Genomic DNA, 16,999 nt, shown 5'->3' on the forward strand with positions numbered 1-16,999 from the left:
ACTAAAAATGCGTTATTTGCCGCTTAATGATGATGACCGCAAATCAATGCTTGAGACCATTGGGGTTTCAAACATTGATGAATTGTTCAAAGATATTCCTGAAAGTGCGCGCCTTGATGGCCCCGTTCACGGTTTGCCAATGGTGCAAAGTGAAATGGCGGTTGCCCGCACTTTGGGGAAAATGGCGGGTAAGAACACACCTGCTGCAAATGTTCCGTTTTTCTGTGGGGCGGGGGCGTATAAGCACCATGTTCCGGCAACTGTTGATCATATTATTCAACGTTCGGAATTTTTGACATCCTATACCCCTTATCAGCCAGAAATCGCACAAGGCACATTGCAAAGCCTGTTTGAATTCCAAACCCAGGTGGCGCGCCTTTTGGATTGCGATGTTGCCAATGCCTCTATGTATGACGGTTCAACCGCTTGTGCAGAGGCGGTGGTAATGGCGGCACGGGTTACCAAACGTAAAAAGGTCATTTTCTCTGGCGGTATTCATCCGCATTATTTTGCGGCGGCGCATATTCTTGCCGATAATATCGGGATTGAAATTGTGGCTCTGGACCCTGCTGTTGACGGCGAAAAAGCGGTTATTGAACATATCGATGCCGACACTGCTGCTGTGGTGGTTTCATGCCCGAATGTGTTCGGTACAATTACAGATTTGTCTGATATTGCTCAGGCGGCAACCGCCAAGGGCGCATTATCAATCGGTGTTTTCACCGAGGTGATGGCATTCGGCCTTATCGAACCTTTGGGTGCGATGGGCATTGATATTGTGGTCGGTGAGGGGCAGTCAATTGGCAACGCCCTAAACTTTGGCGGTCCTTATGTTGGGCTATTTGCAACGCGCGAAAAATTCATTCGCCAAATGCCGGGTCGCCTTGCAGGGCAAACCGTGGATTTGGATGGAAAGCGTGGTTTTGTTCTTACCCTTTCCACCCGCGAGCAGCATATTCGCCGTGAAAAAGCGACATCAAACATTTGCACAAACTCCGGTCTTTGTGCGCTTGCCTTTACCATTCACATGACTTTGTTGGGTGAAAAGGGGCTTGAACAAACTGCAATTCTAAACCATGAGGCAGCAATCAAAACGGCCAAGGCATTAGGCGAAATTGCGGGTGTTGAGGTTTTGACCAAAACTTTCTTCAATGAAATTGCGGTTAAATTGCCAATGAACGCCACCGAAGTGGTGCAAAAAATGGCGGATGCTGGTGTGTTGGGCGGCGTTCCATTCAGCCGTCTTAACAAAGACGCTACTGATTTTGAAAACGTTCTTCTAATCGCGGCAACCGAAGTAACAACCGATGACGATATTGCCGAATTGGTATCAGTTTTGACCAACATTTTGAAAGGTGCAATCTAATGACAATTGAAACTTTCACTGGTGCAAAGGCACTTTTGCAAAAAACTGAATTATTATTCGAATATGGTAGTGTTGATAAAACCGGCATTGATACCGTAAAGCCAGAAGGATTGGCAGACAATCTTGGCGGTTTAAAACGTAAAGCAAAGCCAAATTTGCCAGCCTTAACCGAGCCAGAGGCAATGCGCCATTATATTCGCCTGTCACAGCGTAATTATGCGATTGATTTAGGTATGTTCCCACTTGGAAGCTGCACAATGAAGCATAACCCGCGCCTAAACGAGGCCATGGCAAGATTGCCAGGGTTTAGCGATATTCACCCACTTCAGCCGCAATCAACCGTTCAGGGTGCTTTAGAACTTATTGATACATTGTCTGATTGGTTGTTGAAACTTACTGGTATGAAGGCGGTTGCAATGTCGCCAAAAGCTGGTGCGCACGGCGAATTATGTGGTATGTTGGCAATCCGTGCGGCACTTGATGCCCGTGGATTACAGGCACGAAAAAAGGTTCTTGTGCCAAAATCAGCACATGGCACCAACCCTGCAACCGCTGCCCAAGCGGGCTTTGAAGTGGTTGAGGTTGCCCAAACTGCGGACGGTCGCGTTGATGTTGAAGATTTCAAAGCAAAAATCACCGAAGATACTGCGGCCTGTATGATTACCAACCCCAACACTTGCGGTCTTTTTGAACACCAAATCAAAGAAATTGCCGACCTTATCCATGCGGCTGGCGGTTATTTTTATTGCGATGGCGCGAACTTTAACGCCATTGTTGGCAAGGTTCGTGTGGCGGATTTAGGCGTTGATGCCATGCACATCAATCTTCACAAAACCTTCTCAACCCCGCATGGCGGCGGTGGCCCTGGTTCTGGTCCGACTGTTTTGTCGGATGCATTGGCGGCATTTGCCCCGGTTCCTTGGGTGGTTAATGATGGTGATGGCTTTAAACTTCTTGAGCATAAGGAAGGTGAAGCAGCACAGGCATTCGGGCGTATGGTTGCATTCCATGGGCAAATGGGAATGTATGTTCGTGCATTGTCTTATATGATGTCACATGGCGCGGACGGCCTGAAACAAGTTTCCGAAGATGCGGTTTTGAATGCCAATTATATCCTTGCATCCCTAAAAGATGTTATGACACCGGCGTTTGACGGCTATTGCATGCACGAAGCCTTGTTTGATGACAAATTCCTAGAAGGAACAGGCGTTACCACACTAGATTTCGCCAAGGCGATGATTGATGAAGGTTTCCACCCAATGACCATGTATTTCCCATTGGTTGTTCATGGTGCAATGCTTATCGAGCCAACCGAAACCGAGAGCAAACATACATTGGATGATTTCATCAAATCAATGCGTGGCTTGGCTGCGGCGGCAAAATCAAACGACAAGTCACGGTTTGATCACGCACCACACCTTGCCCCAAGCAAGCGTTTGGATGAGACACAAGCGGCACGCAAGCCTGTGTTGAAAATGGCTGATTAGTTCGTCCTCTTCTCCTTCCCCGAAAACGGGGGAGGAGATTTGCGCTTCATAGGCAGTCATACTGCTAAGGCAAATTGCCATGCTTTATAGGCAATAATTGAACTTTCACAAACAAAAGCTATCAAAAGACTAAAAAAGCTTGCACCAATTGCAAAGCTATGGGACATTAACTCCATGAGTCTTGAGGATATAAAAAACAAAATCTTGGCTTTCGAGCCTATTTTCCACCATCCCGAATTGGGCACAAAACGGGAAGATTTCGCGCGCGTAATGGGTGATGATTATTGGGAAACCGGCGCAAGCGGTAAACGCTATGACCGTGAATATATCCTTGATGTCCTTGAAGAAAGATATTCAAAGCCATTTGAAGACGAATGGAAAATTACTGATGCCAAGGTGCAACCACTAAAGACGAATTTATATTTATTCACCTATATACTTGATAAAGGTGGTCGCACTTCTAGCCGTTCAACAATTTGGGAAGAAACCGAAAACGGCTTTATTGCCCATTACCATCAAGGAACGATTGTGGAATAAATCCGCCAATTTGTTCAACAAAACCTTCATCATGGCTTATAAGTAATATTGCGCCGCCAAACCCTTGTAGTGCTTGGATTAATATTTCACGCGAGTTGATATCTAAATTATTGGTTGGCTCATCAAGTAATAATATTTGTGGCGGGTTTGGTGCGCAAAACGCGATTGCTAATGCCGCGCGTAATTTTTCCCCGCCCGACAATGTCCCCGTAATTTTTAGCGCGTCTTTGTTGCGGAATTTGAAACGCGCCAATTTAGCATAAATTTGATTATCATTTAATTCGGGGTGATAGTGGCGCACATTGTCAAAAATCGACAATTCACTTTTCATAAGCCCAAGGTTTTGATCAAGATAGGCAAATGGTGCATTTATTTTTATCTGCCCGCGTTGTGGAAATAATTCACCCATAATATGGCGTAATAATGTGGTTTTTCCTGAACCATTTTTACCGCGCAACCATATACGTTCGTTCCCCACAATTTGCATTGAGAAATTGCTTAAGATTTGGGTTTGGTATCCAAAGCTAATGTTTTGAATATCAATCATAATTTTGCTGTTTGGGACCGTAATTTCGGGCAAATCAAAATGAAGTGGGGCAATAATTTCAAGCTGTGATCTGGCATTATTTAATGCGTCTTGTGCCAATTCGTTTTGCCGTGCATTAAGGCCGATATTGCGCCCCGCACTTTGTTCAGCGCGGTTCTTTTGCGCATCAAGCAAGATTTTAGGGGCATCGTTTTTCGCACGCTTTTTATTTCCCATTGCATTGCGCTTTTGTTGCTTTTCAATGCGTTTTTGGTTTTCAAGCCTTGTGCGCTTTTCATTATTTTGTGCGGATTTTAAATCATGCGTGGCTTTGGCAATTTGGCGTTGTTTTAAAGCCTTAAATTCATGATAATTACCGCTAAAAACCTGAATACCCAAGTGCGTGATTTCGATAATAATTTCGGCAAGGTTTAGAATCCGCTCATCATGGCTAATGAAGATTATGCCGCCAATGTAGTTTGAAATTTCGCGCGAAAGCCATTTGACGGCATCACTATCAAGATTGTTTGACGGCTCATCAAGCAATATGAAATCACTATTGCCCATGAAAGCCTCACGCAATCTAGCAATTTGGATTTGTCCGCCTGATTTTGCGTCACGGCTTTGTGGGAATTGCGGGCAAAATTGGGTTGTGCCATCAATTTTGATTTTGCCATCACTTGGCAAAATTTCCCCCATAATAAGGCGTAAAAACGTGGTTTTACCAACCCCATTATTGCCAATAATCGCAATTTTTGTGGGCGGCAAAGATAGGGTGATATTATCAAAAATTTTTATGAAATTAGGGGTGTTATAGGAAACACCCGATAAAGAAATATGCGGCATAATCCCTCCAAAAAGATTGTTAAACAAAATTTTCAAAGCAATTAATTCATCTCGCACCTTTGGTTAGGGTTTACGGTTAGCAATTTATTCGATTGGCAAATCATATTTCAAATATTTGAAAATGTAAATTATTTTATTCTTCTTTCTTAAATTTAATGCTAAGGTTACCGCTTAAATTATGAGTGTCTATACAGGTTTTTTGGTTAAAAAAACTGTGTTCAATAGGTGCGGTATCATTCTTTGTTTCAATTAGGTAGGGAATATAATAATTCGATGGAAAATTGTTTACTTCAAGCCAAATTATTTCATCTTTGGCTAAAGCAATTACCGAGAATGTGTTATTAACATCGTTATTATTATACGTGTTTGCATTGGCAATATAATATTTTCTTTTTCCGACCTCTTTATACTTCTTTAAATATTTTTCCAATTTTGATGCTTCTACTTCCCAATCATTTTGCTCATCAAAGAAAGGGGAGTGAACGCAAATTGCGTCAAATTTTTTGCTAATGCTAAATTCACAGTCTTTAATGGCTGAAGCATTATATTTTTGGGTTTCGGAAAAGGCTTTGCTTATTTCTGAGCAACTTTTAATTACAACATAATTGCCAGATTTTATTGCGTTTTTATGTGAGTTCTGACCATTATCGCAACCAGTTTGCAAGATGATAAGTAACAATAAAAACCATTTAAGTTTCATATAAACACCTCAAATATCGGGTGCCAATCTATAACCCTGTCCGCGTATGGTTTGCAGATACATTGGTTCGGCGGAATTGGGTTCTAGTTTGCGCCTAAGGCGCGCCACCTGTACGTCAATTGAGCGATCGGCGGCAACACCCGCTTTGCGCGCCAATTCTTCACGCGTAACCACTGCACCGGAACGGGTTGCAAGTTCGCGCATAAGTGACTTTTCAGTTTCGGTAAGGCGGATAATTATCCCCTCACGCTTTAATTCATCGCGTGTAAGGTCATAGGTGGTGTCACCAAATGTCATGGCGGTTTGCACCGGTGCAGGTTTTACACGACGCAAAATATTGGCAATCCGTAGTGCCAATTCTTCGGGTTCAAATGGTTTAGGAAGGTAATCATCCGCGCCCGCCGATAATCCTTCAATCCTATCATTGGCTTCGCCGCGTGCGGTCAAAAGTAGGATAGGGGTGTTGCGTTCATTGCGCACAAATTTGGTCAATGAAATGCCATCTTCGCCCGGCATCATGATGTCAAAAATCAAAAGGTCAAAATCAATGGCGTCAATCAACTCGCGTGCTTCGGCGGCATCTTTGGCGGTGGAAACACCATAGTTTTTGGACATTAAAAAACGCTTCAAAAGCTGACGTATGCGGTCGTCATCATCAACAATTAGTAGATGCGCATTTTGTGTTCCCATGATTTCCTCTTGTTACAAATTCATTTTATATATTTTTGGCAATATGGCTTTCGCCCAAAATTGCCCACAATACTTGATCCGAGCCATAAACCGCATCCGCACCGGCATTACGATAGGCGCGGGCGATAATATCGCGCATTGGTGTTGTTATACGCGCCAGCTCATTTGTGCCATTAACACTTAATTGCAATATTTTACGGCGTTTGTCACGGCGGTCCGTGGTGATTATAACCAAATCTTCGGCAATTAATTTGCGCAGGATTTTATTCAATGCCTGTTTGGTCATGGCAAGGCGGGAGGCAAGGTTTAAAACCGTATCATTGCGGGCATGAATTGCGATTAATGTCCTTATGTCGGCCCAATTATATTTTGAATTTTCGTCATCACTTTCGCAAATTGCCTTTAGCTTGGCGGCAACTTCAAAAATTGTGGCAATGCCAAAGCCCAATTCAGAATCACGAAGGAATAATCGTGAATGGCTTTCGGCATCAGGAATAGAAAGGTTAAAGGGGTTTATAACTGCCATATTTTTTTTAAAATCTTGCGAAAATCAAAACAAGGGTGCATAGGTTTTTTGTTATTACAGAATATCGCATTCGCCATGCGAAGCAATGTTCTAAATGTAAAATCACATATATTTAAAATAAAGGTATAATTATGGATTTTGTTGCCTATGATGATCGTGATGGATGGATTTGGCTTGATGGAAGTTTTGTTCCTTGGCGTGAAGCAAAAGTCCATGTCTTAACCCATGCACTTCACTATGGTTCATCAGTATTTGAAGGCGAACGTGCCTATGATGGCACTATTTTTGAATGTCATCGCCATTCCGAACGTTTGATTAATTCTGGCAATATTTTGGGCATGAAGGCACCTTTTACCGCCGATGAAATGGACAAGGTAAAATATGAAGCCATGGCAAAAAATGGTTTTGATAATTGCTATGTTCGTGCCTTTATGTGGCGTGGTTCGGAAATGATGGGCGTTTCGGCGCAAAAAAATACTATTCATACGGCTGTGGCGGTGTGGCAATGGGGTGATTATTATTCCGATAAAATGAAGGGCATCAAAATGGGCAAGGCCAAATGGAAACGCCCGCACCCTGAAACTGCGCCATATAATGCAAAGGCCGCAGGTCTTTATATGATTTGCACCCTTTCAAAACATGCTGCCGAAGATGAAGGTTATGCCGATGCACTTATGCTTGATTGGCGTGGACAAATTGCCGAGGCGACATCTGCCAATATTTTCTTTATCAAAGACGGCGCAATTCATACCCCGACCCCTGATTGTTTCTTGAACGGTATTACCCGCCAAACCGTGATAAAAATCGCACAAGAAAAGGGATATGAAGTGATTGAACGCGCAATTTTCCCTGATGAATTGCCATCCTTCACTGAGTGTTTTACTACTGGCTCTGCTGCCGAGGTTACGCCGGTTCGTGAAATCGCAGGCATTGAGTTTAAGCCAGGGGCAATTTGCGAAGACCTTATGACTTCTTATGAAAAGTTGGTGCGCGGTAAATAATATTGAGCTGGGGGGCGATATGAAGTTAAAATCGATTGTAACAAAATTTTTGCTGTATATTGCCCCTGTTTTGGCTTTCGCCCCATCTATTACCTATGCAAAAGAGCCTGATATTAAGGTTCTTATGGAAAAAGGTAAGGCGGCATACGAAGCAATTGACGAGGCTTCACGTGATGCCTTTACAATTTCTTTTCCAAAATATCCGGGCAATGTGACCTTTGGTAAAATAGAACATACTGCATCTGGTCTTGTTTGTGAGTTTGGTGTGAATGATGAGGTTAAACTAATTGTTTTTGGGAAAGATGAGAATAATGTCCCAAATGACGTTGGTTGCGATGTTGTTTCACAATTTTCTGGAACGCGAACATTCTATGCGTTCAAGCCTAAAGGAACGCAGCAAGAATATTTTGACTATGCTAAAGCAGCGATAATAGCTCGGTTTGAAGGTGCGGTTGAAGATAACCAAGCACCAATGGATAGACTAAACAATTTATTCAATATTAAATATGAGTGGGAAGTTACCAAAGGCACACTCGCTGCCGCATATACCACCCCAAATGGAATGCATACTTCGGTATGGGTAAAGCCAAAAGGGGATTGGATGATTAAAATGCGCTATACTGATTATGGCGGTTTAGGGCATGCAGAATTTATATGGATGAATGAATGGAAGCAATTAGAACCAGAAAATGCCATAAAAGATGATGCCAATATTAAAAATATGCGGAAATAGTGTTTGGCCTTATTGGTCTATTGAATAGATTTCGTGCATCTATGGATGCTGTATGCAAATTTTACGCGCATAATATCTTAAAAGTTGCGGCAAAGGGTCGCAAAATTGCCTTTGCTTTAATTTTTTACTTGTCAATTTAAAAACTTTATTAAACATTTGTCCTTGCTCGAAAGGCGGCCTGCTGAAAATGCAGCCTGAGATGCAGAATAAGGAGGGATAAATGTCTCTTGATACTTTATTATTCTCGTATGGCACATTAAATCACCCAAATGTGCAGATTGCCACCTTTGGTCGTGTTCTTGAAGGTGAAGAAGACGCCGCGATTGGCTATGAACTTCAAGATATTCTCATCAATGATTTTGATGTGATTTCAAAAAGCGGAAAAACAACACACCAAATCCTTGTTGCCACTGATAAAAAGGATTCTGTGGTTTCCGGTAAATTATATTATGTTAGCCCACAAGAATTGCGCCATGCCGATGATTATGAGGTTGAACAATATGGTCGCCGTGAAATTACGCTTAAATCTGGCAAAAAGGCATGGGTTTATATGGCGATATAGATTACCAATCGGGTGAAATTGATTGTTGTCCCAATGCCTCTTTAATGCGGCATAGTGTTCCTTTTGTCGTGTCTGTTGGCAGATCATTAATTGCGAAAAACCCGCATTCCGCAATTTCATGGGCGCGGTTGGTTGGCTCACTTTCCCAAACATTGGTGTGATAAACCAAAACATGATCACCTTTAAAATTTGCAAAATTGGCGTGAATTGAGACAAGGTTCAAATTTTCTGGTGCAATCACAAGCCCGGCTTCTTCGCGTGCTTCCTTCATTGCCGCATAAAGTGCGGTTTCGCCTTTTTCAACGCCGCCACCAGGCAAGTGCCAGCCAGGGGTATAGGTATGTTTTACAAGACAAACCTTATTTTCCGCATTAATTGCAACAATCCTAACCCCCAATGTCATTGGGCGTTTTAGGCGGAAATAATTCTGAACCAAAAATTTGGTAATTGATTTTAACATATTGTGGAAATAAACAATTATTTTATAAAAAGCAACTTGCATGTTCGCTATATGTTCTGTAATGTGAGCATAAGGGAGGCAAATATGTCTGATAAATTGATATTGTTTACACATCCACGTTCACGTGGGCGAATTGCACGCAGAATGTTAGAAGAGCTTGGCGTTGATTATGAGGCGCGCGTTCTTGAATATGGTACACACAAAGAGGAATTGTTGAAATATAACCCAATGGGCAAGTTTCCAACCCTTTTGCATGGTGAAACTGTGGTTACAGAGGCGGCGGCAATCATAACCTATCTTGCGGATGCTTTTTGTGAAAAAGGGCTTGCGCCTGATGTTGGTTCAAAAGAGCGTGGTACCTATTATCGTTGGCTTTATTTTGCTTCCGGCCCAATGGAAGCGGCAATTATTGATAAGGTTTTGGGCGTAAATATTGACGCCGAAAAGAAGGCCTTTGTTGGCTATGGCTGCTATGATGATGTGGTCGCGACATTGGACAAAAAACTTAGCGCGGATGAATATGTTTTAGGTGACAGGTTCTCGGCGGCGGATGTCTATGTTGGTTCTAGCGTGCATTTCGGCCTACAATTTAAAACTTTGCCTGAATTGCCTAGTTTTGAACGTTACGCCAAACAGATTTTCTCGCGTGAGGCATTTATTCGGTCTGAAGCAATTGATGATAGACTATTGGGTATAAAATAAACGCAGGTTTTTACAAATTTGCGCACTTGATAAATTGCCCCAATACCGCTATGCGAATTGTGTTAGTTTTTATAGGGGAAACCAGATGGCAGCACTTTATGGTCTTTTGGCAATCGTAGTATTGTTTGCGGCATTAAACTTTGCCGAATACGGACGCCTTGATTAATCTTTGAATTAATTAATTGCAGATTTTTTTAGATTAACGCCATAACCAGCAAGGTTGTGGCGTTTTTCTTGTACCACTATCAATGCTTCATAAAGCTGATCAATCATTAGCGGCTTGGTTAAAAAGCCGTCCATTCCTGCTTCTTCACATAAAATCCGCGCTTCGGGTCTATTATCGGCAGTAAGCGCAAATATTGGGATTGTTTGATTAAATTTGCGAATTATTTTCGCCGCGTCCCAACCATTCATGATTGGCATGTGTAAATCCATTAATACCAAGTCAAAGTTCTGAATGCTAAACTTTTCAACGCAATCTTGTCCATTTTCGGTAATAACAACATTATGCCCAAGCTGGCTAAGGATTAGATTAATAACGCGCTGATTGGTTGGGTTATCTTCGGCAACCAAAATATCAAGGCATTCATTCTCATAATCGTCTGTATTTTCTTCACTACGCTCAAACGGCAAGACTACTTTTGCGATTGTGCCGCCATCTGGATTGGCGTTGATAAAGACTTCACCACCCAAAAGGCGCGCCATACGTTGTGATAATGCAAGACCCATATTAATGCCGCCATTATTGCGTGTGGTCGGATCTTTTTCAAAGCGGAACGGGTCGAAAATATGTTCAAGAACTTTTTCGTCAATTCCTGTGCCGGTGTCGGTAACAAGGAAAGTTACGCCATTCTCATCATAATTAGCTTCGACACAAACTTTGCCTTTTGCAGTGAATTTCACCGCATTATCACACAAATGCGAAACAATCCGCTCTGCATATTGTGGTGAGCCAATGAATTCAGCGTCCAAATCGTCACTGATTTCATATTCAAATCCAATATTTTTATCTTTTGCCAAGTTTTTGAATTGCTTGAAAATGGAAAGTAAAAGAGTTTTCGGATTAAAACTAATTAAATCAGGGGTTATTGGCTTGGTTCTGATATTTGAATAATCAAGAATGTCATCAATGCGCTGGGTAAGGTTTCTTGCCGCGTGCGATGTCATATCAAGAATTTCAATCTGGCTTTCAGTTAATCCAGTGGCGCGAAGCATAGCCGACAAATTCATAAGACTGTTAAGAGGGGTCTTTAATTCATGTGACATAGCGGCGATAAAGCGGCTGCGTGACAAATCCTCTTCATTAGATTCTTCATTGGAATTTGTTACTTCGTTATGGCTACGGCTTAGGTAGGCAACTTCAAGATTTGAATCCGTAGGAACAATATTTAAGAAATATTCGTGGCGTTTTCCATCTCGCCCTTGAATAGAGCAAACTTTTTCACCATGGCTTACTTGTAGGGCACGCAGAATATGAATTTGTGACCTTAAAGATGCAATGTTGTTATATCCCAACATCTTAAGTGCCGCTTTATTGGCAAATACAATTTCCCTGTCGCTAAAGACAACAATTGCCAGCGGAGAATGTTCGATAATGAACTCTAAGTTAAGTAATTTAACTTTATCAGTCATGTTTCTGTTTACTGCTTTCTGCCGAAAACAGGGTAAAATTCCGATACCCAGTTTATTTATTTTTGGACACGCTACCATGATATCGTTAACACTCTGTATAGAGCGCTGATTTTAATTGAAAAAATTCAGATTTATAATTTTCCGTCTCTTTTGGTTGCTTAAAAAACCAAAATTCGCTAAACGGTGTGCAAGAAAATAGGTGATATATGAAGGCGGATGCAATTACTGAAATGGGTGTTATTATGCGGCCTGGAATGAAAATTCGCCGCCCAAAAAGCATCACAAAAACTTCTGATGAAGTTGTTCAACCACCTGTGACAGGAACAATTGCTGAAACTGTGGCGCCAATAAATGTCACCACCAAGATTTATGTGAAATCATTGGAAATCAGCGCGCAATGCGGGGTTTATTCGCATGAATTTGGCAAAGACAGAAGCCTATTTATCGATATTGAAATTGATATGGTATCAAACAATATGGTCAGTGTTGATGACCTTAATCAGACCTATGATTATGATAGGCTGGCACAAATTGCACAGGATGTTGCATCATCAAAGCATTTTTATCTTATTGAATCCTATGCCGGTGAAGTGGCACAGACAATTTTGAATGATGCCCGCATTAGCGCGGTTAAGGTAAGGGTCGAAAAGCCCAATTCGGTTAAAAATGCGGCGGCTGCGGGCACTGAAATATATTGCACCCGCAACGTAACCCCGTAATTTATGCCGCGATAATATCGTGCATAAATGATTGTACTTCTGAACGTAGTATTTCTGCTTGTCTGCTAAGGTCTTGTGCCGCATAGACTACGTCTCGTGCGGCCGATCCGGTCTCCTCAGAACTCGCGGTGATTTCAACAATTTCACGCGATACCATCTCTGTGCCGATTGATGCTTCTTGGGTATTCCGTGAAATTTCAGCGGTGGTTGCGGTTTGCTCTTCAATTGCGGCATTTATCGCGATTGATACGGTATTTATTTCATCAATAGTTTTTTGAATTGATGAAATTGCATCGACGGCATTACTAGTAGCAGCCTGCATTTGATGGATTTGTTTTGATATTTCCTCGGTTGCCTGTGCGGTTTGTCCTGCAAGACTTTTAACCTCTGTGGCAACAACGGCAAAACCTTTTCCGGCTTCACCTGCGCGCGCGCTTTCGATTGTAGCATTTAATGCCAAAAGGTTTGTTTGTGCGGCAATGTCGGCAATTAATGAAACCACGGCGCCAATTTTGTCCGCAGCAGCCGATAATTCGTTCAATGTTTGCGATGAATGGCTGACCATTACAACCGCCTCTGAAGCAACTTTTGTATTTAATGCCACCTGTGATGCGATTTCTTGCACCGATGCCGACATTTCCTTTGTCGAGCTTGCAATTATGCTAACGTTTTCATTGGTTTGCTCTGCTGCGGCGGCCACATTGGTTGCTTTTTCAGAGCTTGATTCCGCAATTTCCGACATTGCCTTTGCGGTTACTGATAATTCAGTAGAGGCGGCGGCAACGGTCTCTACCACTTTTGAAACGCTGCTTTCAAATTTTCCTGCAATATCCTGAACCAGATGATCACGCTTTTTGGTTTCTTCTTCCAGATAAATGGAGATTGCAAAATCCATATCAAGCATTGCGGCTTTGGTAAAAGCGGAAACTTGTTGTTGCACTTTTTCGACAATATTATTTTTGTTGAACATCGATTTTGAATTATCGATTTGCGCAATAATTGCCTTCGAAATTTCGCTTATAATATAAGTATAACCACCAATATACCAACGAGGTTCAAGCCCAATGCGGGAGTGTGCTTGGCCAATTCGGCGAACAGAATTTACATAGTCTGTTGAAAATTCGCCTTCGGCAATTGCCGTCCAGTGTTTTAATTGCGCATTTTTTGCACCATCCATATGTGCACCATTTGCAAAGAATTTTGAAACATCTCCCCAGATTTTCACGTGATTATAAAAGCCATCAAGAACCGCTGGGAGCGCTTCCTTTATTATTGGTATCATCTCACGTAAAATTGATTTCGTTTCATCATCGATTTTGAGAAAACTAGTGCGTTGAGATATATTATAGTCGTTATTTGTCATTTTGCCCTCGCGAATTCGAAGGCGCTTGCAATCGTTTGTGCGCCTGATATAGGCTGATTATTGCCTCAAAGGTTTATGTATTATTAACAAAATCTAATATTGCGGTGCGACAAAAAGGCTTGTTTTGCCTATTTTTATTCAGGCATTGCTAAATGTTTATGCAGTGCTTTGTTTAGCTTTAAATTTTTTTATTTGCATTGAATTTTTGCAAATATTGCACGCCTGTAAAAAGTGACATAAGCGCGCCAACCAAAGTAACCAAAATTCCAACCATAATTAAATTTTTAAACCCAAATGCCATCGCACCGAGATAAATTGCCATTCCCAGCATGATAACTGCGGTCTTGGTTTTGGCGAGAAATGTTGCAGGCATTGAAAAACCGGTTTTTTCCGCCTCGCTGCGCATTTGCGTAACGAAATAGTCGCGTGCAGTTGTTGCCAAAAGCATGAAAACAATTGCACCCATAATTATAATTTTATCGAATTGTCCCGCCAACATTTCATAAATGCCGATACCAACTATGGTTAGGCCAACCAATAATTTATCGGCAAATAAATCAAGTTTTGCCCCAAGTTCAGATTTGGCATCCAAAGCACGTGCCAAAAAGCCATCAACCCAATCGGTTAAAGACGCAAATACGAATATCCCAAATGCCCAAACCACATAATCATGATTGCCGCCCAAGCTAAGGACAAGCAATATTACCAAAAGCGGAGTAAGGGCAATACGAAAAATCGTAAATATATTCGGTAGATGCTTCATCATTCACTCTGAAAATGGGCGTGGATTCGCTTTGCAATCTCTTCGCTTATATGTGGGGTTTCTGCAAGCTCTTTTACACTTGCGCCCGCAACACCTTTTGCCGAACCAAAGCGCGACATCAATGATTTTTTACGTAATGGGCCGATTCCTTCGATTTCATCCAATGGGTTTTTAACAAATTCCTTGCCCCGTTTTTGACGGTGCGCACCAATAACAAACCGGTGGGATTCATCGCGCAATCTTTGTAGGTAATAAAGAACCGGTGAATTAAGCTCAAGACGATAGGGGGCTTTGCCAACCTCGTGAAACTCTTCACGTCCGGCATTCCTATCAACACCTTTGGACATGGCAACGATTTTAAACATTTTATCGACCTCTAACTCACGGGCAACATCCAAAACGGCTGCAAGCTGTATCTGTCCACCGTCAATAATGATTAAATCAGGGCGGCTTTCATAGTCGTTTAAATCTTCTTTTATGCGGTTAAAACGGCGGGTGAAAACTTCGCGCATCATGGCAAAGTCATCGCCACCTTTGGCATTTTTTATCGTCCATTTGCGATATTGGTTTTTCATAAAACCTTCTGGACCCGCAACAATCATTGCGCCAACCGCATTTGTCCCTTGAATGTGGGAGTTATCGTAAACCTCGATACGTTCGGGTCGGGTTTCAAGATTGAATTGCTTTTGCACTTCGTCCAAAATTTTGCCGATTGCCCCTGTTTCAGAAAGACGGCGGCTAAGGGTGATTTGCGCATTTTTGATAACTTGTTCAAGAATATCTTTTTTATCGCCCTGTTTAGGGACAGATATACGCACTTTTGAACCCGCAAGCATTGAAAGCGCATCTTCCATCAATTGCTTTTGCAATGGCGGTTCATTCATAATTATCAAATCGGGTGGTGGGTTGGATTGGTAAAACTGCCCGATAAAACTATCCAAAACTTCTTGTGTTGATAATGATTTATCGTGTTTTGGGAAATATGCGCGGTTGCCCCAATGTTGGGTCGCACGGAAAAATGCAACTTCGATAATTGTCATGCCACCTTGTGAATGAATGGCGAATATATCGGCGTTTGCAAATGTTTGCGGATAAATGGATTGATTGGTGCGAATGCTTGCCAATGCCTTGATACGATCGCGTAGGATTGCCGCTTTTTCATAATCATAGACTTGGGCGGCATTATTCATCTGTTCGGCTAATTCATCTTGTAAAGCGCTTGATTTACCACGCAAAAACATGCGCGCACCGTCCACAAGTTCACGATAATCCAACTGATTGGTAAGATTTACACACGGTGCGGCACAGCGTTTAATTTGATAAAGCATACATGGGCGGGAGCGGTTCTCAAACTCCGCATCCGAACAGGTGCGCAGCATGAATGCCTTTTGCAAAATCGTGATGGAATCATTAACCGCCTGCCCACTGGCAAAGGGACCAAAATATTCGACACCTTTTTCGCGTGGGCCGCGATGTTTGGCAAGATAGGGGGAAGGGTGGTTAAGGCCGATTGCGATATATGGAAAACTCTTATCATCGCGCATCAATACGTTATAGCGTGGTTTAAGGCGGCGGATTAAATTCGCCTCAAGCAATAATGCCTCGGATTCGGTGTGCGTTATGGTGAATTCCATTGAACGCACCATTGCCAAAACCCGTGTTAATTGGTTGGTATGTGCCGCGCCGCGGGCATAGGTCGCCACCCGTTTTTTAAGGCTTTTGGCCTTGCCGACATAAAGAACCGCACCATCGGCACCAATCATTCGATAAACCCCCGGCGAATTAGGCAGGGTTTTATGATGTTCTTTGATGATTTCGATGCCAGTTTTTAAATCAAGATTTGCTTCAGGTATATTTCCACCCGTAGGCAAAGTGCCAATATCAATTTCTTCGGGTTTGTTTGCCTTATTCATAGAATTTAAATAAGCTGTCTCGTATAATTTTTAAAGATTGAATTGCAACAATATTTCTATTAAGAATAATTCTCAATATGACCAAAAACACAATTCTTAAAGCAATTGCCGGGTTATTTTTTGCATTAGGCTCCGTGGGGGCGTTTTTACCTGCCTTGCCAACCGTGCCGTTTTGGATTGTGGCGGCAATAATTTACCTAAAAGCCGATCCCGTAATGGCGCATAAAATCTTTGAACATAAGGTTTTTGGGAAAATAGTCGAAAATTTTGTTCGCCATGGTATAATAACCCGTAAATCAAAAATCGCGGCAATTGGCGGCTCATTATTGGTTGGCAGTATATCGCTTTATTTCATGCGCAATCATGCTTGGGGCTTTTGGTTTATGATTATCGGGCTTTTGATTGGAATGGTTTTTGTGGCGACACGACCGGAAACCATTAAAATTGAAACTAATGCGGAATAGCCCTTTTGT

18 protein-coding genes are annotated in these 16,999 nt (G+C 42.2%); 9 read left to right on the plus strand and 9 right to left on the minus strand.

What is annotated here, in order from left to right; all coding sequences use genetic code 11:
• The first annotated feature begins 7 nt into the window (after positions 1–7).
• The 3 genes from gcvPA (at position 8) to KXV15_RS05870 (ending at position 3,390) form a co-directional block, all read left to right on the plus strand.
• Positions 8–1,366: an aminomethyl-transferring glycine dehydrogenase subunit GcvPA gene (gene gcvPA / locus KXV15_RS05860; protein WP_240007248.1), complete on the plus strand. Its 1,359-nt coding sequence runs from the start codon at positions 8–10 to the stop codon at positions 1,364–1,366.
• Positions 1,366–2,853 (plus strand): aminomethyl-transferring glycine dehydrogenase subunit GcvPB, encoded by a 1,488-nt coding sequence (gene gcvPB / locus KXV15_RS05865; protein ID WP_240007249.1) that lies wholly within the window; start codon positions 1,366–1,368, stop codon positions 2,851–2,853. The genes gcvPA and gcvPB overlap by 1 nt, the downstream gene beginning before the upstream one ends.
• A gap of 174 nt (positions 2,854–3,027) precedes the next feature.
• Positions 3,028–3,390 (plus strand): nuclear transport factor 2 family protein, encoded by a 363-nt coding sequence (locus tag KXV15_RS05870; protein WP_240007250.1) that lies wholly within the window; start codon positions 3,028–3,030, stop codon positions 3,388–3,390.
• Here KXV15_RS05870 and KXV15_RS05875 read toward each other — a convergent pair.
• The 4 genes from KXV15_RS05875 to KXV15_RS05890 form a co-directional block, all read right to left on the minus strand.
• Entirely contained in the window at positions 3,353–4,762 is a 1,410-nt protein-coding gene (locus KXV15_RS05875; RefSeq protein ID WP_240007251.1) for an ATP-binding cassette domain-containing protein, read from the minus strand. The two genes, KXV15_RS05870 and KXV15_RS05875, sit on opposite strands and share 38 nt — an antisense overlap.
• A 133-nt stretch (positions 4,763–4,895) precedes the next feature.
• The gene (locus tag KXV15_RS05880; RefSeq protein WP_240007252.1) at positions 4,896–5,462 is read right to left on the minus strand and encodes a hypothetical protein; all 567 of its coding nucleotides are present in this window, start codon (positions 5,460–5,462) and stop codon (positions 4,896–4,898) included.
• A gap of 9 nt (positions 5,463–5,471) precedes the next feature.
• Positions 5,472–6,152 (minus strand): response regulator, encoded by a 681-nt coding sequence (locus KXV15_RS05885; protein ID WP_240007253.1) that lies wholly within the window; start codon positions 6,150–6,152, stop codon positions 5,472–5,474.
• Between the two features lie 25 nt (positions 6,153–6,177).
• Entirely contained in the window at positions 6,178–6,678 is a 501-nt protein-coding gene (locus KXV15_RS05890) for a MarR family winged helix-turn-helix transcriptional regulator (RefSeq protein ID WP_240007254.1), read from the minus strand.
• 131 nt (positions 6,679–6,809) lie between these two features.
• On the opposite strand from KXV15_RS05890, the gene KXV15_RS05895 reads away from it, so the two are divergent.
• The 3 genes from KXV15_RS05895 to KXV15_RS05905 all read left to right on the plus strand — a co-directional run bounded on the left by KXV15_RS05895 (position 6,810) and on the right by KXV15_RS05905 (position 8,974).
• On the plus strand, positions 6,810–7,679 hold the full coding sequence (locus tag KXV15_RS05895) for a branched-chain amino acid aminotransferase (protein WP_240007255.1): 870 nt from the start codon (positions 6,810–6,812) through the stop codon (positions 7,677–7,679).
• Positions 7,680–7,698: 19 nt separating this feature from the next.
• Positions 7,699–8,412 (plus strand): hypothetical protein, encoded by a 714-nt coding sequence (locus tag KXV15_RS05900; protein WP_240007256.1) that lies wholly within the window; start codon positions 7,699–7,701, stop codon positions 8,410–8,412.
• Positions 8,413–8,632: 220 nt separating this feature from the next.
• Positions 8,633–8,974: a gamma-glutamylcyclotransferase family protein gene (locus KXV15_RS05905; protein ID WP_240007257.1), complete on the plus strand. Its 342-nt coding sequence runs from the start codon at positions 8,633–8,635 to the stop codon at positions 8,972–8,974.
• 1 nt (position 8,975) lies between these two features.
• Here the strand turns inward: KXV15_RS05905 and KXV15_RS05910 are convergent, their stop codons facing one another.
• Positions 8,976–9,434 (minus strand): NUDIX domain-containing protein, encoded by a 459-nt coding sequence (locus KXV15_RS05910; protein ID WP_240007258.1) that lies wholly within the window; start codon positions 9,432–9,434, stop codon positions 8,976–8,978.
• 84 nt (positions 9,435–9,518) lie between these two features.
• On the opposite strand from KXV15_RS05910, the gene KXV15_RS05915 reads away from it, so the two are divergent.
• Complete coding sequence (locus KXV15_RS05915) at positions 9,519–10,136, plus strand: glutathione S-transferase family protein (protein ID WP_240007259.1); 618 nt, start codon at positions 9,519–9,521, stop codon at positions 10,134–10,136.
• Positions 10,137–10,310: 174 nt separating this feature from the next.
• Here KXV15_RS05915 and KXV15_RS05920 read toward each other — a convergent pair whose 3' ends face one another.
• Positions 10,311–11,768, minus strand: a complete 1,458-nt coding sequence (locus KXV15_RS05920) for a response regulator (RefSeq protein WP_240007260.1) — start codon at positions 11,766–11,768, stop codon at positions 10,311–10,313.
• Positions 11,769–11,974: 206 nt separating this feature from the next.
• On the opposite strand from KXV15_RS05920, the gene folB reads away from it, so the two are divergent.
• Positions 11,975–12,487 (plus strand): dihydroneopterin aldolase, encoded by a 513-nt coding sequence (gene folB / locus KXV15_RS05925; protein WP_240007261.1) that lies wholly within the window; start codon positions 11,975–11,977, stop codon positions 12,485–12,487.
• Between the two features lies 1 nt (position 12,488).
• Here the strand turns inward: folB and KXV15_RS05930 are convergent, their stop codons facing one another.
• The 3 genes from KXV15_RS05930 to uvrC all read right to left on the minus strand — a co-directional run bounded on the left by KXV15_RS05930 (position 12,489) and on the right by uvrC (position 16,526).
• The gene (locus KXV15_RS05930) at positions 12,489–13,850 is read right to left on the minus strand and encodes a globin-coupled sensor protein (protein WP_240007262.1); all 1,362 of its coding nucleotides are present in this window, start codon (positions 13,848–13,850) and stop codon (positions 12,489–12,491) included.
• A gap of 178 nt (positions 13,851–14,028) precedes the next feature.
• Positions 14,029–14,616, minus strand: coding sequence for a CDP-alcohol phosphatidyltransferase family protein (locus tag KXV15_RS05935; RefSeq protein WP_240007263.1), 588 nt, complete (start codon positions 14,614–14,616; stop codon positions 14,029–14,031).
• The gene (gene uvrC, locus KXV15_RS05940; protein ID WP_240007264.1) at positions 14,613–16,526 is read right to left on the minus strand and encodes an excinuclease ABC subunit UvrC; all 1,914 of its coding nucleotides are present in this window, start codon (positions 16,524–16,526) and stop codon (positions 14,613–14,615) included. Before uvrC ends, KXV15_RS05935 begins: the two co-directional genes overlap by 4 nt.
• Positions 16,527–16,603: 77 nt before the next feature.
• Between uvrC and KXV15_RS05945 the strand changes: the two genes are divergently transcribed.
• Entirely contained in the window at positions 16,604–16,990 is a 387-nt protein-coding gene (locus tag KXV15_RS05945; RefSeq protein ID WP_240007265.1) for a YbaN family protein, read from the plus strand.
• Positions 16,991–16,999: the final 9 nt, after the last annotated feature.

It is taken from the genome of Pseudaquidulcibacter saccharophilus (assembly GCF_019455445.1).
Lineage (GTDB): Bacteria > Pseudomonadota > Alphaproteobacteria > Caulobacterales > Aquidulcibacteraceae > Pseudaquidulcibacter > Pseudaquidulcibacter saccharophilus.

Bases quoted from the DNA above. Each gene is read 5' to 3' on its own strand.
- gcvPA (WP_240007248.1), top strand. From the start codon at position 8: ATGCGTTATTTGCCGCTTAATGATGATGACCGCAAATCAATGCTTGAG.
- gcvPB (WP_240007249.1), top strand. From the start codon at position 1,366: ATGACAATTGAAACTTTCACTGGTGCAAAGGCACTTTTGCAAAAAACT.
- KXV15_RS05870 (WP_240007250.1), top strand. From the start codon at position 3,028: ATGAGTCTTGAGGATATAAAAAACAAAATCTTGGCTTTCGAGCCTATT.
- KXV15_RS05875 (WP_240007251.1), bottom strand. From the start codon at position 4,762: ATGCCGCATATTTCTTTATCGGGTGTTTCCTATAACACCCCTAATTTC.
- KXV15_RS05880 (WP_240007252.1), bottom strand. From the start codon at position 5,462: ATGAAACTTAAATGGTTTTTATTGTTACTTATCATCTTGCAAACTGGT.
- KXV15_RS05885 (WP_240007253.1), bottom strand. From the start codon at position 6,152: ATGGGAACACAAAATGCGCATCTACTAATTGTTGATGATGACGACCGC.
- KXV15_RS05890 (WP_240007254.1), bottom strand. From the start codon at position 6,678: ATGGCAGTTATAAACCCCTTTAACCTTTCTATTCCTGATGCCGAAAGC.
- KXV15_RS05895 (WP_240007255.1), top strand. From the start codon at position 6,810: ATGGATTTTGTTGCCTATGATGATCGTGATGGATGGATTTGGCTTGAT.
- KXV15_RS05900 (WP_240007256.1), top strand. From the start codon at position 7,699: ATGAAGTTAAAATCGATTGTAACAAAATTTTTGCTGTATATTGCCCCT.
- KXV15_RS05905 (WP_240007257.1), top strand. From the start codon at position 8,633: ATGTCTCTTGATACTTTATTATTCTCGTATGGCACATTAAATCACCCA.
- KXV15_RS05910 (WP_240007258.1), bottom strand. From the start codon at position 9,434: ATGTTAAAATCAATTACCAAATTTTTGGTTCAGAATTATTTCCGCCTA.
- KXV15_RS05915 (WP_240007259.1), top strand. From the start codon at position 9,519: ATGTCTGATAAATTGATATTGTTTACACATCCACGTTCACGTGGGCGA.
- KXV15_RS05920 (WP_240007260.1), bottom strand. From the start codon at position 11,768: ATGACTGATAAAGTTAAATTACTTAACTTAGAGTTCATTATCGAACAT.
- folB (WP_240007261.1), top strand. From the start codon at position 11,975: ATGAAGGCGGATGCAATTACTGAAATGGGTGTTATTATGCGGCCTGGA.
- KXV15_RS05930 (WP_240007262.1), bottom strand. From the start codon at position 13,850: ATGACAAATAACGACTATAATATATCTCAACGCACTAGTTTTCTCAAA.
- KXV15_RS05935 (WP_240007263.1), bottom strand. From the start codon at position 14,616: ATGATGAAGCATCTACCGAATATATTTACGATTTTTCGTATTGCCCTT.
- uvrC (WP_240007264.1), bottom strand. From the start codon at position 16,526: ATGAATAAGGCAAACAAACCCGAAGAAATTGATATTGGCACTTTGCCT.
- KXV15_RS05945 (WP_240007265.1), top strand. From the start codon at position 16,604: ATGACCAAAAACACAATTCTTAAAGCAATTGCCGGGTTATTTTTTGCA.